This is a genomic window from Streptomyces sp. NPDC060028 (assembly GCF_042736725.1).
GTDB lineage: Bacteria > Actinomycetota > Actinomycetes > Streptomycetales > Streptomycetaceae > Streptomyces.
In genome coordinates this window covers 1-15,695 of sequence record NZ_JBHWVJ010000007.1, presented here as the reverse complement: position 1 = coordinate 15,695, position 15,695 = coordinate 1, and the positions used below count along the sequence as shown (strand labels likewise).

The 15,695-nt window shown below is 72.4% G+C and carries 13 protein-coding genes; 6 read left to right on the top strand and 7 right to left on the bottom strand.

The annotated features are described in order from the left end of the window. Nucleotides 1-135 precede the first annotated feature (135 nt). Nucleotides 136-342, top strand: coding sequence for a hypothetical protein (locus ACFWBF_RS05825; RefSeq protein WP_385595779.1), 207 nt, complete (start codon nt 136-138; stop codon nt 340-342). Nucleotides 343-855: 513 nt separating this feature from the next. After that, nucleotides 856-2,361: a sialidase family protein gene (locus tag ACFWBF_RS05820; RefSeq protein WP_385595777.1), complete on the top strand. Its 1,506-nt coding sequence runs from the start codon at nt 856-858 to the stop codon at nt 2,359-2,361. Nucleotides 2,362-2,390: 29 nt separating this feature from the next. Here ACFWBF_RS05820 and ACFWBF_RS05815 read toward each other — a convergent pair whose 3' ends face one another. From ACFWBF_RS05815 to ACFWBF_RS05800, 4 genes are all read right to left on the bottom strand, one after another. Continuing rightward, nucleotides 2,391-3,011, bottom strand: a complete 621-nt coding sequence (locus tag ACFWBF_RS05815; RefSeq protein ID WP_385595774.1) for a DinB family protein — start codon at nt 3,009-3,011, stop codon at nt 2,391-2,393. Between the two features lie 92 nt (nt 3,012-3,103). Continuing rightward, entirely contained in the window at nt 3,104-4,018 is a 915-nt protein-coding gene (locus ACFWBF_RS05810; protein WP_385595771.1) for a hypothetical protein, read from the bottom strand. Then, nucleotides 4,015-5,442, bottom strand: coding sequence for a methyltransferase domain-containing protein (locus tag ACFWBF_RS05805; RefSeq protein WP_385595769.1), 1,428 nt, complete (start codon nt 5,440-5,442; stop codon nt 4,015-4,017). Before ACFWBF_RS05805 ends, ACFWBF_RS05810 begins: the two co-directional genes overlap by 4 nt. Continuing rightward, nucleotides 5,439-6,758 (bottom strand): prenyltransferase/squalene oxidase repeat-containing protein, encoded by a 1,320-nt coding sequence (locus ACFWBF_RS05800; protein WP_385595766.1) that lies wholly within the window; start codon nt 6,756-6,758, stop codon nt 5,439-5,441. The genes ACFWBF_RS05805 and ACFWBF_RS05800 overlap by 4 nt, the downstream gene beginning before the upstream one ends. Nucleotides 6,759-7,203: 445 nt before the next feature. Here ACFWBF_RS05800 and ACFWBF_RS05795 point away from each other — a divergent pair, with 445 nt between their 5' ends. Further along, nucleotides 7,204-9,168 carry an ATP-binding cassette domain-containing protein gene (locus tag ACFWBF_RS05795; protein ID WP_385595763.1) on the top strand — a complete coding sequence of 655 codons (1,965 nt, stop codon included), beginning with the start codon at nt 7,204-7,206 and terminating at the stop codon, nt 9,166-9,168. A 122-nt stretch (nt 9,169-9,290) separates the two neighbouring features. On the opposite strand, the gene ACFWBF_RS05790 is transcribed toward ACFWBF_RS05795, so the two are convergent. Beyond that, the gene (locus tag ACFWBF_RS05790) at nt 9,291-10,193 is read right to left on the bottom strand and encodes a DMT family transporter (RefSeq protein ID WP_385595760.1); all 903 of its coding nucleotides are present in this window, start codon (nt 10,191-10,193) and stop codon (nt 9,291-9,293) included. Nucleotides 10,194-10,262: 69 nt separating this feature from the next. Here ACFWBF_RS05790 and ACFWBF_RS05785 point away from each other — a divergent pair, with 69 nt between their 5' ends. Beyond that, the gene (locus ACFWBF_RS05785; RefSeq protein WP_385595757.1) at nt 10,263-11,126 is read left to right on the top strand and encodes a LysR family transcriptional regulator; all 864 of its coding nucleotides are present in this window, start codon (nt 10,263-10,265) and stop codon (nt 11,124-11,126) included. Between the two features lie 12 nt (nt 11,127-11,138). Here ACFWBF_RS05785 and ACFWBF_RS05780 read toward each other — a convergent pair whose 3' ends face one another. Further along, a complete protein-coding gene (locus ACFWBF_RS05780; RefSeq protein WP_385595752.1) occupies nt 11,139-12,005 on the bottom strand; it encodes a GyrI-like domain-containing protein in 867 nt (288 codons plus the stop codon). Between the two features lie 155 nt (nt 12,006-12,160). Further along, the gene (gene sbnB / locus ACFWBF_RS05775; protein WP_385595749.1) at nt 12,161-13,162 is read right to left on the bottom strand and encodes a 2,3-diaminopropionate biosynthesis protein SbnB; all 1,002 of its coding nucleotides are present in this window, start codon (nt 13,160-13,162) and stop codon (nt 12,161-12,163) included. A 462-nt stretch (nt 13,163-13,624) separates the two neighbouring features. Between sbnB and ACFWBF_RS05770 the strand changes: the two genes are divergently transcribed. Further along, complete coding sequence (locus ACFWBF_RS05770) at nt 13,625-14,548, top strand: oxygenase MpaB family protein (RefSeq protein WP_385595746.1); 924 nt, start codon at nt 13,625-13,627, stop codon at nt 14,546-14,548. 27 nt (nt 14,549-14,575) lie between these two features. Further along, the coding region (locus tag ACFWBF_RS05765; protein ID WP_385595743.1) for a serine/threonine-protein kinase at nt 14,576-15,695 on the top strand (1,120 nt) is incomplete at its 3' end.

Sequence of the window (15,695 nt, the reverse complement as noted above, 5' to 3'; positions counted from 1 at the left end):
CGGTCCCGGGCGCGGCGCCCAGCCTCGCCTCGCGGGCCTCATGCGGAGCGCCCATGCTGAGTGAGAGGGCGCCGTCGTCTTGAGACTTGTCCTTCCCGAAGGCCGAACGAAGGCGCCTGAGAGGAGGAGGAAGTCATGCGCATACGAAGAATCCTGGGCCTCGCCCTGGCCGCGGCAACCCTTGCCGGCATGAGCGCCGTCGGTGCTGTCAGCGCCGGGGCCGCCTCGTCTCCGAACATTTCCAGAGACGACTGCACGGCCGCCGGCGGACAGATCGTTGGACGCCCCTACGGCGGCTACGTCTGCACGCTGCCTGACGGGACCTCGCAGTCGATCACTTGACCGGTCGGGGCACGGCTGGGCAACCGGTCCGGCCGGTGCACCAGGCGCGGTGCGTATGGGGTGACGGCCCCCGGTCCACCGTTGGATGGATCGCCCGCGCCCGTCTCGACACCGCGGCACTCGCGAGGATGGACGCCGACCGTCTCGAAGCCAAGGCCGCCACCTCTTCGAGACGGTCCGCGCCGTCCTGAACACCGCGCTCGCCGCCGTCCTGAACGGCCTGGGCCATGTCGTCATACAGTGACCGACGAGGTCGTTCGCATTTCCTGGCCGTATTGATTTCGGATCCGGGGACCTACGAGACAGCGCCTTGACAGCACGACCAAGGAGCCGACCGGCACGGTGCACCCGCCGGTCGGCTCCGCCGTGCTCCTCGACGTCCCCGGGGATGACTCCGTCGTTCGGCCCATCAAGGGCACCGGCTGCAACGCCGAAAAGGACCAAGCGGAGTCGCCCCACCCTCGTGTTCCGGTACGCCTCCGCGCCCCAGGCCGCCCCGATGACGGCGGTCCCGTGTCCCAGCCGACAGGCCCGGAGAAATCCCGCATGCGCGTCTTCCTGCCCCTGACCGCCGTCACCACCGCCGCGCTCCTGCTCGTCACGGTCACCGGCGCGACTCCCGCCGCAGCAGACCGGAACCCCGACGGCACACAACTGGTCAAGGTGTCCCATGGGGACCCGTACGCGAAGTGCACCATCGGAGCGAGGTCCCCCGACAGCATCGTCTACCCGGCCACCGAGGTCGAGCCGTACCTGTCCGTCGATCCGCGCGACCCCAAGCGCGTGGTCACCGTGTTCCAGCAGGACCGCTGGAACGACGGCGGCGCCCGTGGGCTGGCGGCCGGCTGGACCACGGACGGCCACACCTTCCACCGGAGCACGCTGCCGTTCAGCCTGTGTGCCCCCGGCGGCGCGCACTACGAACGGGCCTCCGACCCCTGGGTGAGCACCGGACCGGACGGCACGGTCTACGCCAGTGGGGAGGGTGTCGACTTCACGAAGAGCACGCGCAGCGCCCTCCTGGCAGTCACGTCCCGTGACGGCGGCCGCACTTGGCAGAACCTCACCACCACGCACGTGGACGAGCAGCCGTTCTTCAACGACAAGCCCTCACTCACCGCCGACCCGATCCGCAAGGGCACCGCCTACCAGGTCTGGAACCGCCTCGACAACGACCCACCCGGCCCCAGCTCCCTCGACGGTCCCGGCTACATCTCCCTCACCCGCGACGGCGGCCGCACCTGGAGCGGGGCCCGGCCGTTCGTCGACACCAGCAGCGTGCCCAACACCCAGACCATCGGCCATCTGATCGTCGTCGACGGGCGCACCGGCACCCTGTACGACTTCTTCGACCGGATCACCTACTCCGAGGACCTGAGCACCGTCGTCGAAGCCCGCTACGAGGTGGTCAGCTCGACCGACGCCGGAGAGACCTGGAGCGCCCCGGTCATCGTGGCCCGGGACACCTCCGTACCGGAGGTCGACCCGAACGACCCCACCGAACTGCTGCGCGCCGCGGCCACCCTGCCGAGCCCGGCCGTCGACCCCAAGACAGGCACGCTGTACATGGCCTATGAGGGCTCGGACTTCTCCGGCGGCAGGTTCGACTCCGTCCAACTGGTGCGCTCCACCGACGGCGGACGCACCTGGGGAGCTCCGGAGCTGATCAGCCCGAACGGCGTGCCGGCCTTCTCCCCGTCGATCGCGGTCGACGAGCGGGGCACGGTCGCACTCACCTACTACGACCTGCGCTTCCTCGAGCCGGGCGACACCACCACCCTGCCCACCGCCTATCAGCTGGCCACCCTGCCGCACGGGGACCCGAAGCGCCGGGCCGAGCGACGCATCTCGCCGATCTTCGACTGGCTGCAGGCGCCGTTCGCCGGGGGCTACTTCCTCGGCGACTACCAAGGCCTGGTGGCAGACGGCAAGGGAGTACGGGCTGTGCTCACCGGGACCCACTCCGGCGCACCACAGAACCGTACGGACGTGTACACCAGCAGTCTCCGCACCCGCTGACCGAAATTCGGTGTCTCCAGTTGCTGGTGCTACTTCCCCCGGCGGGCGCGGTACAGGTCGCGCAGCAGGGCGATCTCCGCTCCGTGGTGCAGGACTTCCTGGTTGACCCACCACACGATGTCGATGAAGGGCTCCTCCGGGTCGCTGCCGTGGGGATAGGTGCAGTACCCGATGGTGTCGAGCGCGGCGTCGTCGATGCCCAGCAGCGCCTTCCGCCAGGCCGCGGCGCCCTCCTCGAAGGCCGCCACGGCCGCGGCGGCATCGCCCCTCACGGGGTGGTCGTCGCGGGTCAGCACGTGCCCGCCGGCCGTGTGGTCGGCGCGCAGCGCCAGCATCTCGCCGAGGTGGCTCAGACGCCACGCGAGGGTGGTGAAGGGCGGCGGCCAGGGGTGCGGGTAGGAGGCGGCGTCACGCCCCCAGTCACCGGCGCCCGCCAGGAGGGTGGCACGCGGCCCCGGTCCGTCCGCCCGCCGCCGGACCGACCAGCAGTCCGGCACCGGCTCCCAGAGGTACTCCTCGTCGCTCATGGCGCCTACGGCGGTCGCGCAACCGTCACCGCTGTCCATCACCGGCCCCGCCATACGGCCGACGAGTCGCTCGCACGCGAAGTCGAACTGCTCCACCAACGGGACCAGGCGCGGTGCTGTCACTGACGCTCCCATGGATCGGTGCTCGGCGAAGGGCCGAGCCGTCGACCCGTCACCCTGACACACCCGACCGCATCCGGCCCGTGATTTCCCGATCAACGAGGCGCGGGGCGGTGGAAGCGGTAGGCGGAGGCCCGGGACTGCAGGGTGTGGATCTCCGCCGGGGTGGTGTGGAGCACGGTGGCGGCCAGGGCCAGCTCCTGGTCGAGGGTGCGGCCCGTGTGGAGCGGGACGTCGGCGTTGAAGGCGACCGGGACCCCGGCCGCCAGCAGGGCCGGGAGCGGGTGGGCGTCGGGGGCCGCGACGGCGCCCAGGGCCAGGTTCGAGGTCAGGGAGATCTCGGTCAGGACCGCGTCCCGGGCCATCCGGCGCAGCAGCGCGGGGCTGGTGGCGCAGGACAGGCCGTGGCCGATGCGGCGGGCGCCGAGCTGGTCCAGGGCGCGCCAGATGTGCTCGGCGGGCCCGAACTCGCCCGCGTGGACCGTACAGCCCAGGCCCGCGCCGGCCGCGGCCCGGGCGAGGGGCACGAAGGGGCGAACGTCCGGGTGGGTGAGCTCGTCTCCCGCGATGTCGAGGCCCACGAACACCGGAGGAAGGGAGCCGACGCGGTCGGTGACCTCGCCGATGAACCCGTCCGTGCTGTCGCGGTTGACCAGCAGGACCGCCGAGACGACGGGGTCACGCAGCGGCCCCAGGACGTCCTGCGCGGTGTCCGTGAACTCCTGCCAGGTCATCCCGTCGAGCAGGAAGCGGCGCGGTGAGAGCCTGAGCTCGACGTGGTCCGCGCCCTGCCGACGCTGTTCGCCGTGCACGTCGCGGAGGAAACGCCGCAGGTCGCCCGGCCGGATCCGGGAGCGGTCGGCCCGGTCCGTGCGGTGCGCCTCGAAGAAGCGGTCGCGCGAGCCGAAGTCCCGTAACGCCAGACCGAGTTCGCGGCGCTTGCGCTCCTCCGGTTCGAGGTGCAGATGGAGGTGGGGGCGGCGGGGGTCCTCGGCGTGCGCGCCGGTCACGTCGTCCTGCGGAGCCTGAGCTTGATCCAGCGCTGCACGTCGTCGGAGGAGTCCGGTTCCTCCTCGGTCCAGGTCTGCTGTACGTCGAAGCCCGCCGCGCGGGCGAGCGGGATCAGGTCGCCGTGCCGGTAGTAGAAGAAGTGGCGGCGGAAGGGGTTCTCGCCCCCCATGGCCAGGGAGGCTTGCCCGTCGCCTTCCTTGACGGAGACCTGTACGGCGCCCCGGCTCTCCAGCACCCGGTGGAACTCCCGCAGGGCCCGTAGCAACTCGGCCGGCGGCAGGTGCAGCAGGACGGCCGAGCACCACACCGCGCCCACCGACGCGCTCGACAGCGGCAGGGAGCGTACGTCTCCGGTGACCCGCTGGACCTCTGGTTCGTCGGGGGTCATCGTGAGCAGCGGCAGGCAGGCGTCGAGGGCGATGACCCGGCGGCCGTTGGCGGCGAAGCACAGTGCGTCGCGTCCGGCGCCGGCGCCGGCGTCGAGCACGACTCCGCTGGTGGTGCGTGCCAGATCGGCGATCTCGTGGGGCAGGGTCGAGCCGTCGGTGAACTGCCGGGTGCGGGCCGCGTAGGTACGGGCGGCCACTCCGTAGGCGAGGAGCGTTTCGCGCATCTGGCGGTCGGTGTCCGACTCGTACGGGTCACGCAGCCGGTCGGTGGTGTCGTGGCAGTTGGCGAGGAAGGGGAAGGCGGCCCAGTCCCACAGGTCGGGCGCGTCCAAGGTCCCCGCCCAGACGCGCCGTGCGTACTGGGAGGGCAGATCGGGATCGGACAACAGGTACCCCTCGTCGCGTTTCCATGTGCAGAAGTAGTAGTTCTTCTTACGGTGTGCGGTGTCAATCAGGTCCGACAGGCCGGAGATTTTCCGACTTCCGGGGGCAGCGAAGAGCGGTGAATGGGCAGCATCCGAAATTGGGAAGATATGGAGGTGAGAATGTGTGATGCATGACCCTCCGGTGCGATGTCGGACTGCGCCCCCGGCCGGGGGCGGACCCGCGGCGGCCGCCGCGGCTCCTGATGATCCGTGTTCCACCAGTACCACCGGATGTCCGAATTCGCGCTCGATACGCTCGGCGAAACGCCAGCCGACGGAGAACGCCTCGGCCAGGTCGGCCGGGGACAGCTCGCCGAGGCTCGTCGTGTGCCGCCGGGGCACGACCAGTACGTAGCCCGGCAGCAGGGAGCCGAGCCCGGACAGTACGTCGACGGCCCGGGTGCGGGCGACGAGCCGCGAGAAGCCGGAGCCGCGCGGGTGTCCCGGCGCCGCCGCGGTGGTGGTGTCGTCGCCGTGGGCGCCGGTGGCGAAGGATCCGGACAGCCGGACCTCCTCGCACATCTCGCACTGCTCGGGCGGCGGCAGGATGACCGGTCGCGGCGCCCGACGGACGCCGGCCCGGACCGCGGTGTACTCGGGCGCGGTCACCCCGAGCCCCCCGCCCCCGCACGGGCCCGCGGCCGCCGCTCCCACACGTACTGGAGCACCATCAGGAGCGCGGGCAGGATCAGCGCGGTCAGGAAGTCGTTCACCGAGAACCGCCCCGTCACCAGCAGGGCGATCGGGATGCCGGTGGTGACGAGGGCGACCGCCCAGAGCACCAGGGTGAGCCACTTGCTCCGCAGCCAGTCGAACAGCGCGTTCTGGATCAGCAGTCTGCGCGTCAGGTCCTGTGCCTGGTCCTCGCTCTGCACGATCGCGCACCCCGGGTAGAGCAGGGACGCCTTGCTCCGGGGGGTGGACAGGACCGCCGAGCGGGCCGCCGACAGCGCCGAGACGAACGGCCACAGCGCCCACACCGACGGCCGCATCGGACTGCGCGGCAATTCCCAGTGCCCGCCCTCCAGTTGGGTGTCGATGATGCCGGAGACCGCCTGGAAGAGCTTGGGCTGAAGCGGGTCCACCACCCCGGTGGAGAAGATCGCGGACAGCGCGAGCGGACCCGCGAAGTGCGGCAGTGAGTTCTGGAAAATGGCGGGAGCGCCACCGTCCGTGAACGGCACGTCGTACTCCTCCACCGTCGTGCTGCGCTCGACGTGTACCCCGGGCTCGATCCGCTCCAACAGCCATTCCGCCGTCTGGCGCATGGTGTTGGTGCTCAGCGCCCCCGGGATCCGCGCGAGTGCCATCAGCGCCACGCTCGTGTGCACCACCGTCGGCTGCGCCCCGGGCAGCGGGCCCCAGCCCGGCGTCTGCGCGTTCTGTACGTCGATCAGCCAGCGCTGCCCGTTGGCCAGGGCCTCGCCGCCCGCACCGGACTCGTGGAGGGCGAGCATGTTGAGCGCGGTGTGGAAGACGCGGGAGGGCTGGCCGAGGTACGAGCCCCAGCCGAAGTCGACGTTCTGGTTGGCCCGCAGCCATTCGACGCCCAGGCGCAGGGAATCCCCGGCGAGCAGGCCGGCTCCCGGCCGGCTGAGCGCCCGTACCACCCAGGCCGTGGCCTCGCCTATGGGGAAGCCGTTGGTCGTACGGACCGGCCAGCCGCCACTGCAGCCGTCGGGGGAGAGGCGCTGCTGCGCGGTGAGGTAGCCCACCACCTCGGGGGCGCGCTCGAAGCGCCCGCCGGCCAGGCCGAAGGTGAACAGGCCCACGGCGGAGGCGGTGATGCCGGGGTTCGGATCGTCGAGGTAGTGGTACCAGCCGGCCGCGCCCGGCGCCGTCCGGAAGTTCTGGCGCAGGCAGCCGATCGCGAGGTCGATGGATGCGGTGACGGCGGTACCGGACAACTCGGCAGCGGAACGCACGCCTTGGTCTCCCCCCGGGTGGCGGCTTCACGGCACGGCGTTCCGGTGCGTACGACAACTCGCAAGCGAAACGGTAGGCACAGTGTGCCCTTTCCGGGGTCGCCTGACACCGCTTTCGCCGACGCGTGGCCCGTAGGCGACACGGCTCCGCAAGCGGTTTGTGACCGCTGAACCCTTCCATCGATTGATTCCGGCCAACCTCCCCGGCTCCGGATCCCGGCACCCCGGCCGGGGCCCGACGCGATCAGCCGGGAGGCCGGGGCCGCCGGCGCCGGCAGGTCGGCCAGATCCGGCTGCTCCGCCCTCCGGGCTGCTGTCTACTCACTGCTTCCAGTTCCCCGAACCCCGCGTCCGCCCTCGCCCCGCCAGGGGCCGGGCTTCCTCGCCATGTCCGCAGGTACCGGTGAACCGGGTTTCACCGCCCGCGAGTTGAAGGAGCGCCATCATGTCCGAGAAGCAGGCCCGCAGGCCGGCCGAGAAGCAGGTCCCGGCGCAGGTCCCGAGGCAGGCCCCGGCGCACGTCCCGAGGCAGGCCCCGACGCAGGCCACGGATCCGGATTTCGCCGTACCCCCCGCCCCGCCCGAGTTCACCTTCAAGTGGGGCCGGCACAGCGAGGCCATGGAGCGGCTATCCCTGGCGCAGATGGCCCGCCGCGTGCCGTCCGCCCTGGCGCAGACCGGCCGCCTCGCATGGGCGGTGAACCGTACGGCCTTCATCTGGCTCGTCGGCGCCCAGATCGTGGGCGGGATCTGCACGGCCGCCGCCCTCACCGCGATCTCCGCGGCCATGGGCCCGCTGCTCACCGGCGGCACCGTCGAGCAGCGCATCGCGGCCGCCGCCCTGCCGCTGGGGCTCGCGGCCGCCATGACCGCGCTCGGCGCACTGGCTTCCATCGCCTCCGGGAGCGCGGCCCGCCGCCTCACCCCGGGCATGTCGACCATCGCCGACCTCGCCATGGTCGACGCCCACATGGACGTGGAGCTCGCGTCCTACGACGCTCCCGACTTCACCGAGCGCTCCGAAGCCGCCGAAACCGGATCCGCGCGGTCCTCGATGCTCCTCCAGGACGCCCTCGGCTTCACCGGCGGACTCATCGACATGATCGCCGTCGCCTCCGTGCTGTCGGTGGTCCACCCGGTCCTGCTGCCGCTCCTGCTGCTGTCGGTGATTCCGCGCGGCCTGGGCTCCGTATACGCCGCCCGCCTGGACTACACCCTCCACAACGAGACCGTCGCGTCCCGCAACATCCGCCACATGATGCGCTGGCACCTCACCACGCCCAAGCTCGCGGACGAGCTCCGCGGCAACAGCATGCGGACGTACGCCCACCACTGGTACGCCGCCGTCTGCGAGCGCATCGATTCCAGGATGGTCGGTTCCGCCCCGCGCTACCTGATCGCCCACCTGATCGCCGCGGGCGCGTCGGGCTTCTTCGTCATCCTGACGTGGCTGTCCCTGGGCGGACTCGTGGCCGGCGGGTACATGGCCATCGGCGCCGCCGGTACCGCCATCGTCGCCATGCGGACCTCCACCGCAGCCCTGTCCGGCCTGGTCGTCTACGGCGCCGCGATGTTCCAGCACGCCCTCTACCTAGGCGACTACGCCACCTTCATCGCGCAGGCCGCCGAACAGTCCGGGGCCCGCGGCCCGCAGGCCATGGAGGCCCCCGAGAAGATCCGACTCGAAGGGGCCGCCTACACCTACCCGGGCAAGCAGACCCCGGCGCTCGGACCGGTCGACCTCACCTTGAACCGCGGCGAGGTCGTCGCCCTCGTCGGAGAGAACGGCGCCGGCAAGTCCACCTTCATCCGGCTCCTGACCGCGCTCACCACTCCGACGGCCGGCACCGTGACCTGGGACGGAGTGCCGACCTCCGACGCCGACCAGCGGACCGCCTGGACGCACGTCGGTCTCGTCACCCAGTCGTACGGGCACTGGCCCTTCTCCGCCCGCGAGAACGTCACCCTCGGCCAGCCCGACCCGCGCGGCGAGGAGGCCGTCTGGGACGCCCTGCACGCGGTCGGCATGAAGGAGGCCGTCCAGGAGTTCCCGGACGGCCTGGACACACTCCTGGCCAGGTCGCTCTGGGGCGGACACGAACCCTCCGGCGGGCAGTGGCAACGCCTCGCCTGCGGCAGGGCCTTCCACCGCCGCCCGGCACTGCTCGTCATGGACGAGCCGACTTCCGCGATGGACCCGCGGGGCGAGCACATGGTCTTCTCCGGCCTGCGGGACATGAAGGCGGAGCGGATCACCGTGATCGTCACGCACCGCATGGAGAACTGCCGGCTCGCCGACCGCGTCATCGTCCTGGACGGAGGCCGGATCGCCGAGCAGGGGACGTACGAGGAACTGGTCGCCGCCGGGGGATCCTTCGCCGAACTCGTCCGGCTCTCCATGGACCGGTAGCCCGGTAGCCGTGATCACCGACCGGCGTGGTGCAGCGGCACAGGGCGGAGTCCACCCCCGCCCGCGGGCGCCGCGCGGCCGCGCCGGTCGCCGCCGCGGCGCGCCGGCCGCTTTCCGGGCCCTCAGCGCCTGCCCGTCCACACCGCGCCCGCGCAAGCCGTGGCCACCAGGGCGATCGCCCCGCACTGCGCCGGCGACAGCCCTTGGTCCAGCACCAGGTAGCCCGCCAGCGCGGCGAAGGCGGGCGCCAGGCAGGTCAGCACCGCGAACGTCGCCGCGGGAAGCCGGCGCAGCGCCAGCAGCTCCAGGGCGTAGGGCACGCCCGAACTCATCACCGCGATCGCCAGGCCCAGCGCGAGCACGCCCGGTTCCAGCAGCGCCCCGCCGGCCGTCCCGATGCCCAGCGGGAGGCTGACCAGCGCGGCGACGGCCATGGCGACGGCCAGGCCGTCCAGCCTCGGAAAGCGGGCGCCGGCACGGGCGCCCAGCACGATGTACGCCGCCCACATCGCGCCCGCGCCCAGCGCGAAGCCCGCGCCCGCGATGTCGAGCCGGCCGAAGCCGTCGAGGCCCAACAGGTACACGCCGGCCAGCGCGAGCCCGGCCCACAGCAGGCTGGCGGCGCGGCGCGCGGCGGCGACCGACAGCAGCAGTGGCCCCAGCGCCTCAAGGGTGACCGCGGTCCCCAGCGGGATCCGGTCGATCGCCTGGTAGAAGAGGATGTTCATGCCGCCCAGGGCCAGGCCGAACCCACCGGCCACCGCCCAGTCGGCACGCGCGTACCCGCGCAGCCGGGGCCGGGCGACGACCAGCAGCAGCACCGCGGCGAAGGTCACCCGCAGGGCGACCGTGCCGAGCGCCCCGGCCCGGGGGAACAGCAGGGCCGCGAAGGCGGACCCGAACTGGCCGGACACCGCCCCGGCCAGCACCAGGCCGACGCCGCCGAGGCTGCCGCCCCCCGCGGCGTGGCGCAGGCCGACGGGCGCGGCCGTCGTCGCGGGTGATTCGTGCAGCGTGGATGTCATGCCCTCCACGCTAGGAAGCCGGCCGCGTCGCGTGAAATGCCGAGTTCGCCCCGGTTATGCTTCTGGCACATGACCATCGAGCTGCGGCACCTGCGTGCCTTCCTGGCCATCGCCGACGAGGGCAACGTCACCCGCGCCGCGGCCCGCCTCCATCTGAGCCAGCCCGCGCTCTCGCGCACCCTGCGCCAACTGGAGGACCACCTCGGCTCCCGCCTCGTCGACCGCTCCACGCACCACCTCGAGCTGACCGCCGAGGGGCAGACCTTCCGCGACAAGGCCCGCGTCGCCCTCGCCGCCGTCGAAACCGCCCTCGACCCCGAAGGGCTGCGCGGCTGGCCGCTGCGCCTGGGCCACACCTGGGCGGCGCTCGGCGACCACACCGTTCCCCTGCTGCGCCGCTGGGACGAGACGCACCCCGGCATCGCGCTGGAGCTGCTCCGCGTCGACGACCGTACGGCCGGCCTCACGCAGGGCAAGGTCGACGCGGCCGTGCTGCGCGGCGAGGTCGCCTCGGCGGGACTGCGCACGGAGCCGCTGCTGTCGGAGCAGCGGGTGGTGGTCATGCCGGCGGACAGCCCCCTGGCCGCCCTCCCGCGGGTGACCCTGGCGGACCTGACCCCCCACCCGATCGCCGTCAACACCGTCTCCGGCACCACGACGCTCGACCTGTGGCCGCCGGCGATCCGACCCGCCGCGACCATCGAGGTGACCAACACGGACGAGTGGCTCATCGCCATCGCCGCGGGCCGCGCCGTCGGGATCTCCACATCGGCCACCCCGAGCAACCACATGCACCCCTCGCTGGTCTACCGCCCGCTCGCGGACGCGCCGACCGTACCGGTGCTCCTCGCCTGGCGCGAGGGCCCGGGGCACCCGGCCATCCCGGACCTGTTGGCACTCGTCCAGGAGGTCCTCGCGGCAGGGAATGCCTGACTGCGGCGTAGGTCAGAGCGCGGTCCGCTCCACCGGGATCCACAGCTCCGCCTCGGCCTCGGCCGCGTCCTGCGACAGCCGGATCCGCAGGATCTCGGGCCCCGGACGGCTCCTGTACGGGTTGGACGGGAACCACTGCGTGAACACGTCCCGCCACAGGTGCTGGAGGGTCTGCGGGAACGGGCCGGCGTTCTCGAACACGGCCCACGTCCCGGCCGGGACGTCCAGCGCGTCCATGTCCTGCGGCACGGCGGCGCCCGTCACCACCCCGTGGTAGTAGTCGAGTTCGGTCCCCTCGGCGCGGCTGTCGTCCAGATCGTCGCTGACCGAGACGATGCCCCGCGGCTCCTGGTCGGACAGGCTGTGGATGCGCCCCAGCGTGTCCTGGTCGATGGCTTGGATGAAGGCGGCGATGGCCGGGTTCACCCCCTCGTGCACGAGAGGGACCCGAGCCTTCCTGCCGACCACACGGAACTCCTCCTTCTCCACGACCCTGTACCGCATGCTGCTGCTCCCTTCGACGATGAGGCGGAAGGACATCCGGGGCTGGGACTGCAGACTCGCGCCGACCCGCCTGACCTCGCCGGGACCGACGCCGTGCATCGCGCGGAAAGCCCGCGCGAACGCCTCTCCGGAGGAGTAGCCGTACCGCACCGCGATCTCCAGCAGCGTCCGCTCCCCGGCCAGCACCTCGGCGCCCGCGACCGTCAGCCGCCTGCGCCGGACGTACTCCGACAGCGGCACACCCGCCAGCGCCGAGAACAGCCGCCGCAAGTGGTACTCCGACGTCACCGCGATCCGCGCCAGGTCGGACACCTCGATCCGCTGGTCGAGGTGGCACTCGATGTGGTCCATGGCCTGGTTCAGCCGCTCCAGCACCCCGTTCTCCTTCCCTTTCGATCAGTCACATTAGGAAGGGCCCACTGTGCCGGACCCGACATCCTGTGCCCGGTCCGGTCGGGTGGGTGGGGCCGCGGACGGGGCCGCGGACGGGGCCGCGGAGGGAGTCGCGGAGGGAGTCGCGACCGCACCGGCTACCAGCGCGTGGTCTCCCCGATGAAGTCGGGGATGTCGACGGCGGTGCCGCGCCGGCGGGCCTCGCCCAGGATGTGGTGGCCCACGGCCAGGTCGAGGATGCCGAGGCCGAAGGGGGAGAAGACGGTCGCCCGGCCCGGGTCCAGGGTGACCTCGCCCTGGAGCAGGGCGCCCAGCGTCCCGTTGATGAAGTCCCGTCCGCCGGTGAGCTGTTCGGCCAGGTGGGGTGAGGTCTGCGCCTTGAGGCAGTGGTCGATGTCGTCCACCACGTTGTTCGTCTTCAGCAGCAGCTCGGGAGCCAGGTCCCGCAGCGAGACGTTGAGGAGCAACTGCCCTGCGCGCAGCGGGGTGTCGCCGCTCACGTAGGGCGTGGCGGCCGTCGTGGCGAAGACCACCAGGTCCCTGCCGAGCGCCTCGTCCAGGCTTCCGGAGACGACGGGGACCCCGAGGCGCGCGGCGGCGTGCGCGCCGAGGTGTCCGGCGCTGGTGGCGTCCAGGTCGTGGACCAGGACCTCCGAGATCCGGACGCCGTGGGCGGCCAGGTAGTCGAGGACGGTACGGGCGATGACACCGGCCCCGATGAAGGAGACCCGTACCGGCTCCTCGGAGGCGAGCAGTTCGGCGGCCGCGACGGCCGCGGAGGCCGCCGTACGGGCGGCGCTGATGCTCGCCGCCTCCAGGCACGCCAGCGGGTAGCCGGTGGCGTAGTCGTTCAGGAGCAGGGTGGCCGAGGCACGCGGCAGGCCGTGCCGGATGTTGTCGGGGAAGCTGGCGATCCACTTCATGCCGATCGTGTCCACGCCGCCGCCGAGGTAGGAGGGCAGCGCGATCACCCGCGCGTTGGGCTTCTCGGGAAAGCGCAGGAAGTAGCTGTCGGGGTTCACCGACTGCCCCTGCTCGTGGGCCACATAGGTCTCGGCGACGATGCGCAGGATGTCCTTGTGCGAGTCGCCGAGGATCTCGGACACCGCCGCGCCGGGTACGACGCTGAAGTTCGCCATGGTTGTGGTTCCTGATTCCTGTTCGAGGGTGAGGGACGCAGTGAGGGACGCAGTGAGGGACGGGGTGAGGGACGCGTGCGGGGCCCCGGTGCAACCGCCGACGACCCACGAGCCGCAGTAGAGCGGACCGATGTATGCGGCTCCCATATCCGGGGATACTCCAGCCCATGGAAGGCCTCTCACCGCCCGGCTCGTCCTCCACCCGACGAGCGCCCGCGAAGCGGCAGCCCTGACGCGAGGCGCCGGACGCGAACCCCGGCGGGGCCGCCGGCTACCCCGCCCGGGCCGACACCGCCGGGGCGTACGAGATCCGCCGCCGCGACGACGGCCGGTCCCGGGGGCCGCCTCGCAGCGCGCGACGGCGGCGGCCGGGATGAGACTGGTGGGAGAGGACGAGCGCCTGAAGCACTACGCGGTGGACTGGCCGGACCCGGCCTCGGACATCCGGGAAGCAGGGGGACCATGAACGGGACGAAGCCGACGCGAGAAAGCGGACCCGGGCGCTTTGCCGCACCCGACCCCGGGCTCTACGGTCCCGCGTCCGTCACCTGGCAGTGCCACGGCGACCCGATGATGTGGATCGCCGGAGTCCGCGCCCTCTACCTCCAGGCCCTGCACCCCCGCGCCGTCCGCGGGGTCATGGAGAACAGCGACTTCCACAGCGACGCCTGGGGCCGGCTCATGCGCACCGCCGACTTCGTCGGCACCATCACCTACGGCACCACCGACGCCGCCGAACGCGCCGGCGCCCGCGTCCGCAAGATCCACCGGATGCTGACCGCGACCGACCCCGCCACCGGCGAGCGCTTCCCCGTCGACGACCCCGAACTGCTGCTGTGGATCCACTGCGCCCAGATCGACAGCTTCCTGCACGTCCTGCGCCGCTCCGGGGTCCCCCTCACCCCCGCCCAGGCGGACCGCTACGTGGACGAGAACCGGACCAACGCCCGACTCGTCGGTCTCGACCCGGCCGACGTGCCCGCCGACACCGCGCAGCTCGCCGCCTACTTCGCCGAGGTCCGCCCCCTCCTCGCCGCCGGCGCCGACGCCGCCGCCGTGGACGACTTCCTGCGCAGCCCGCCCACCCATCCCCTCCTCGTCCCTGGCCGAAACCTGCTGTGGCGCCCCCTCGCCGACCTCGCCTACGGATCACTCCCGGCCTACGCGCACCAGCTGTACGGGCGACCCGCACCGGCCCCGCGGAGCATCACCCGGCGCCTGCGCCTCACCGGACACCTGCTGCGCGCCATTCCCGCAGGTCTGCGCTGGCAGCTGCCTCCAGGTCACATCTTGAAAGCGATGCGTCGCATGGGCCCCGGCAGTCGCCCCTCGCCGTACACACTGCGTACATCAGCGGCCATACTGGACCGGCCGGGGAGGGCTTAGCACGACACACGGGGGCGGCTTCAAGACATGGCGGAGTCCAGACTGATCCAGGGCCGGTACCGGTCGCTCGATCTGATCGGTCGCGGCGGCATGGGCGAGGTGTGGCGGGCCCGGGACGAGTCGCTCGGCCGCCAGGTCGCCGTCAAATGCCTCAAGCCCGTCGGGCACGATCAGGACGCCCACTTCACCCAGGTGCTGCGCGAACGCTTCCGCCGCGAGGCCCGCGTCGCCGCCTCCCTCCAGCACCGCGGTGTCACCGTCGTCCACGACTTCGGCGACGACAGCGCCGCCGGCGGCCCCCTCTACCTCGTCATGGAGCTCCTCGAAGGCCGCAACCTCAGCCAGCTCCTGGAGGACAACGAGACCCGCCCGCTCCCCGTGGACGTGGTCGTCGACATCGCCGAGCAGATGGCCGCGGCCCTCGGCTACACCCACGACCAAGGCGTGGTCCACCGCGACCTGAAGCCCGCCAACATCATGCGGCTCACCGACGGCACGGTGAAGATCTGCGACTTCGGCATCGCCCGGCTCGCCCACGACATCGGCTTCACCGCCAAACTCACCGGCGGCGGCATGGCCATGGGCACCCCGCACTACATGTCGCCGGAGCAGATCGCGGGCGGCGAGGTCGACCACCGCAGCGACCTCTACTCCCTCGGCTGCGTCCTGTACGAGATCGCCACCGGCGCCCCGCCCTTCGACCTCGGCGACTCCTGGTCCGTGCTGGTCGGCCACCGCGACACCGCCCCCGTGCCGCCGCGCGAGCACCGCCCGGAGCTGCCGGCCTACTTCGACGAGATGGTCCTGGAGCTCCTCGCCAAGTGCCCCGAGGAGCGCCCCGGCGACGCCCGCCACCTGCACCGCCGGCTCGTAGAGGCACGGCTCGGCCCCGGCGGGCTGCCCGGCGCCCAGGCACCGCTGCCCGAGTGGGCCCGCGGGATGACCGCCGGGCGCAAGGCCGGCATCGACGCCCGCCGCGCGAGCGGGGAGTGGGCCGTGCTCACCGGCTCCTGGACCGCGGCCCGGCCAAGCGGCGAGCGGCGCGTCGCACAGCCCGCCGCCGCCGAGGACCCGCGCCTGACCGCCGCGTACGGAGTCCCGGCCCGGCGCGCCGCGGCCCGCGCCGCCACGGCGTCCGGCTCCGGCC

Bases quoted from the DNA above. Each gene is read 5' to 3' on its own strand.
- ACFWBF_RS05825 (WP_385595779.1), top strand. From the start codon at position 136: ATGCGCATACGAAGAATCCTGGGCCTCGCCCTGGCCGCGGCAACCCTT.
- ACFWBF_RS05795 (WP_385595763.1), top strand. From the start codon at position 7,204: ATGTCCGAGAAGCAGGCCCGCAGGCCGGCCGAGAAGCAGGTCCCGGCG.
- ACFWBF_RS05790 (WP_385595760.1), bottom strand. From the start codon at position 10,193: ATGACATCCACGCTGCACGAATCACCCGCGACGACGGCCGCGCCCGTC.
- ACFWBF_RS05785 (WP_385595757.1), top strand. From the start codon at position 10,263: ATGACCATCGAGCTGCGGCACCTGCGTGCCTTCCTGGCCATCGCCGAC.
- sbnB (WP_385595749.1), bottom strand. From the start codon at position 13,162: ATGGCGAACTTCAGCGTCGTACCCGGCGCGGCGGTGTCCGAGATCCTC.
- ACFWBF_RS05770 (WP_385595746.1), top strand. From the start codon at position 13,625: ATGAACGGGACGAAGCCGACGCGAGAAAGCGGACCCGGGCGCTTTGCC.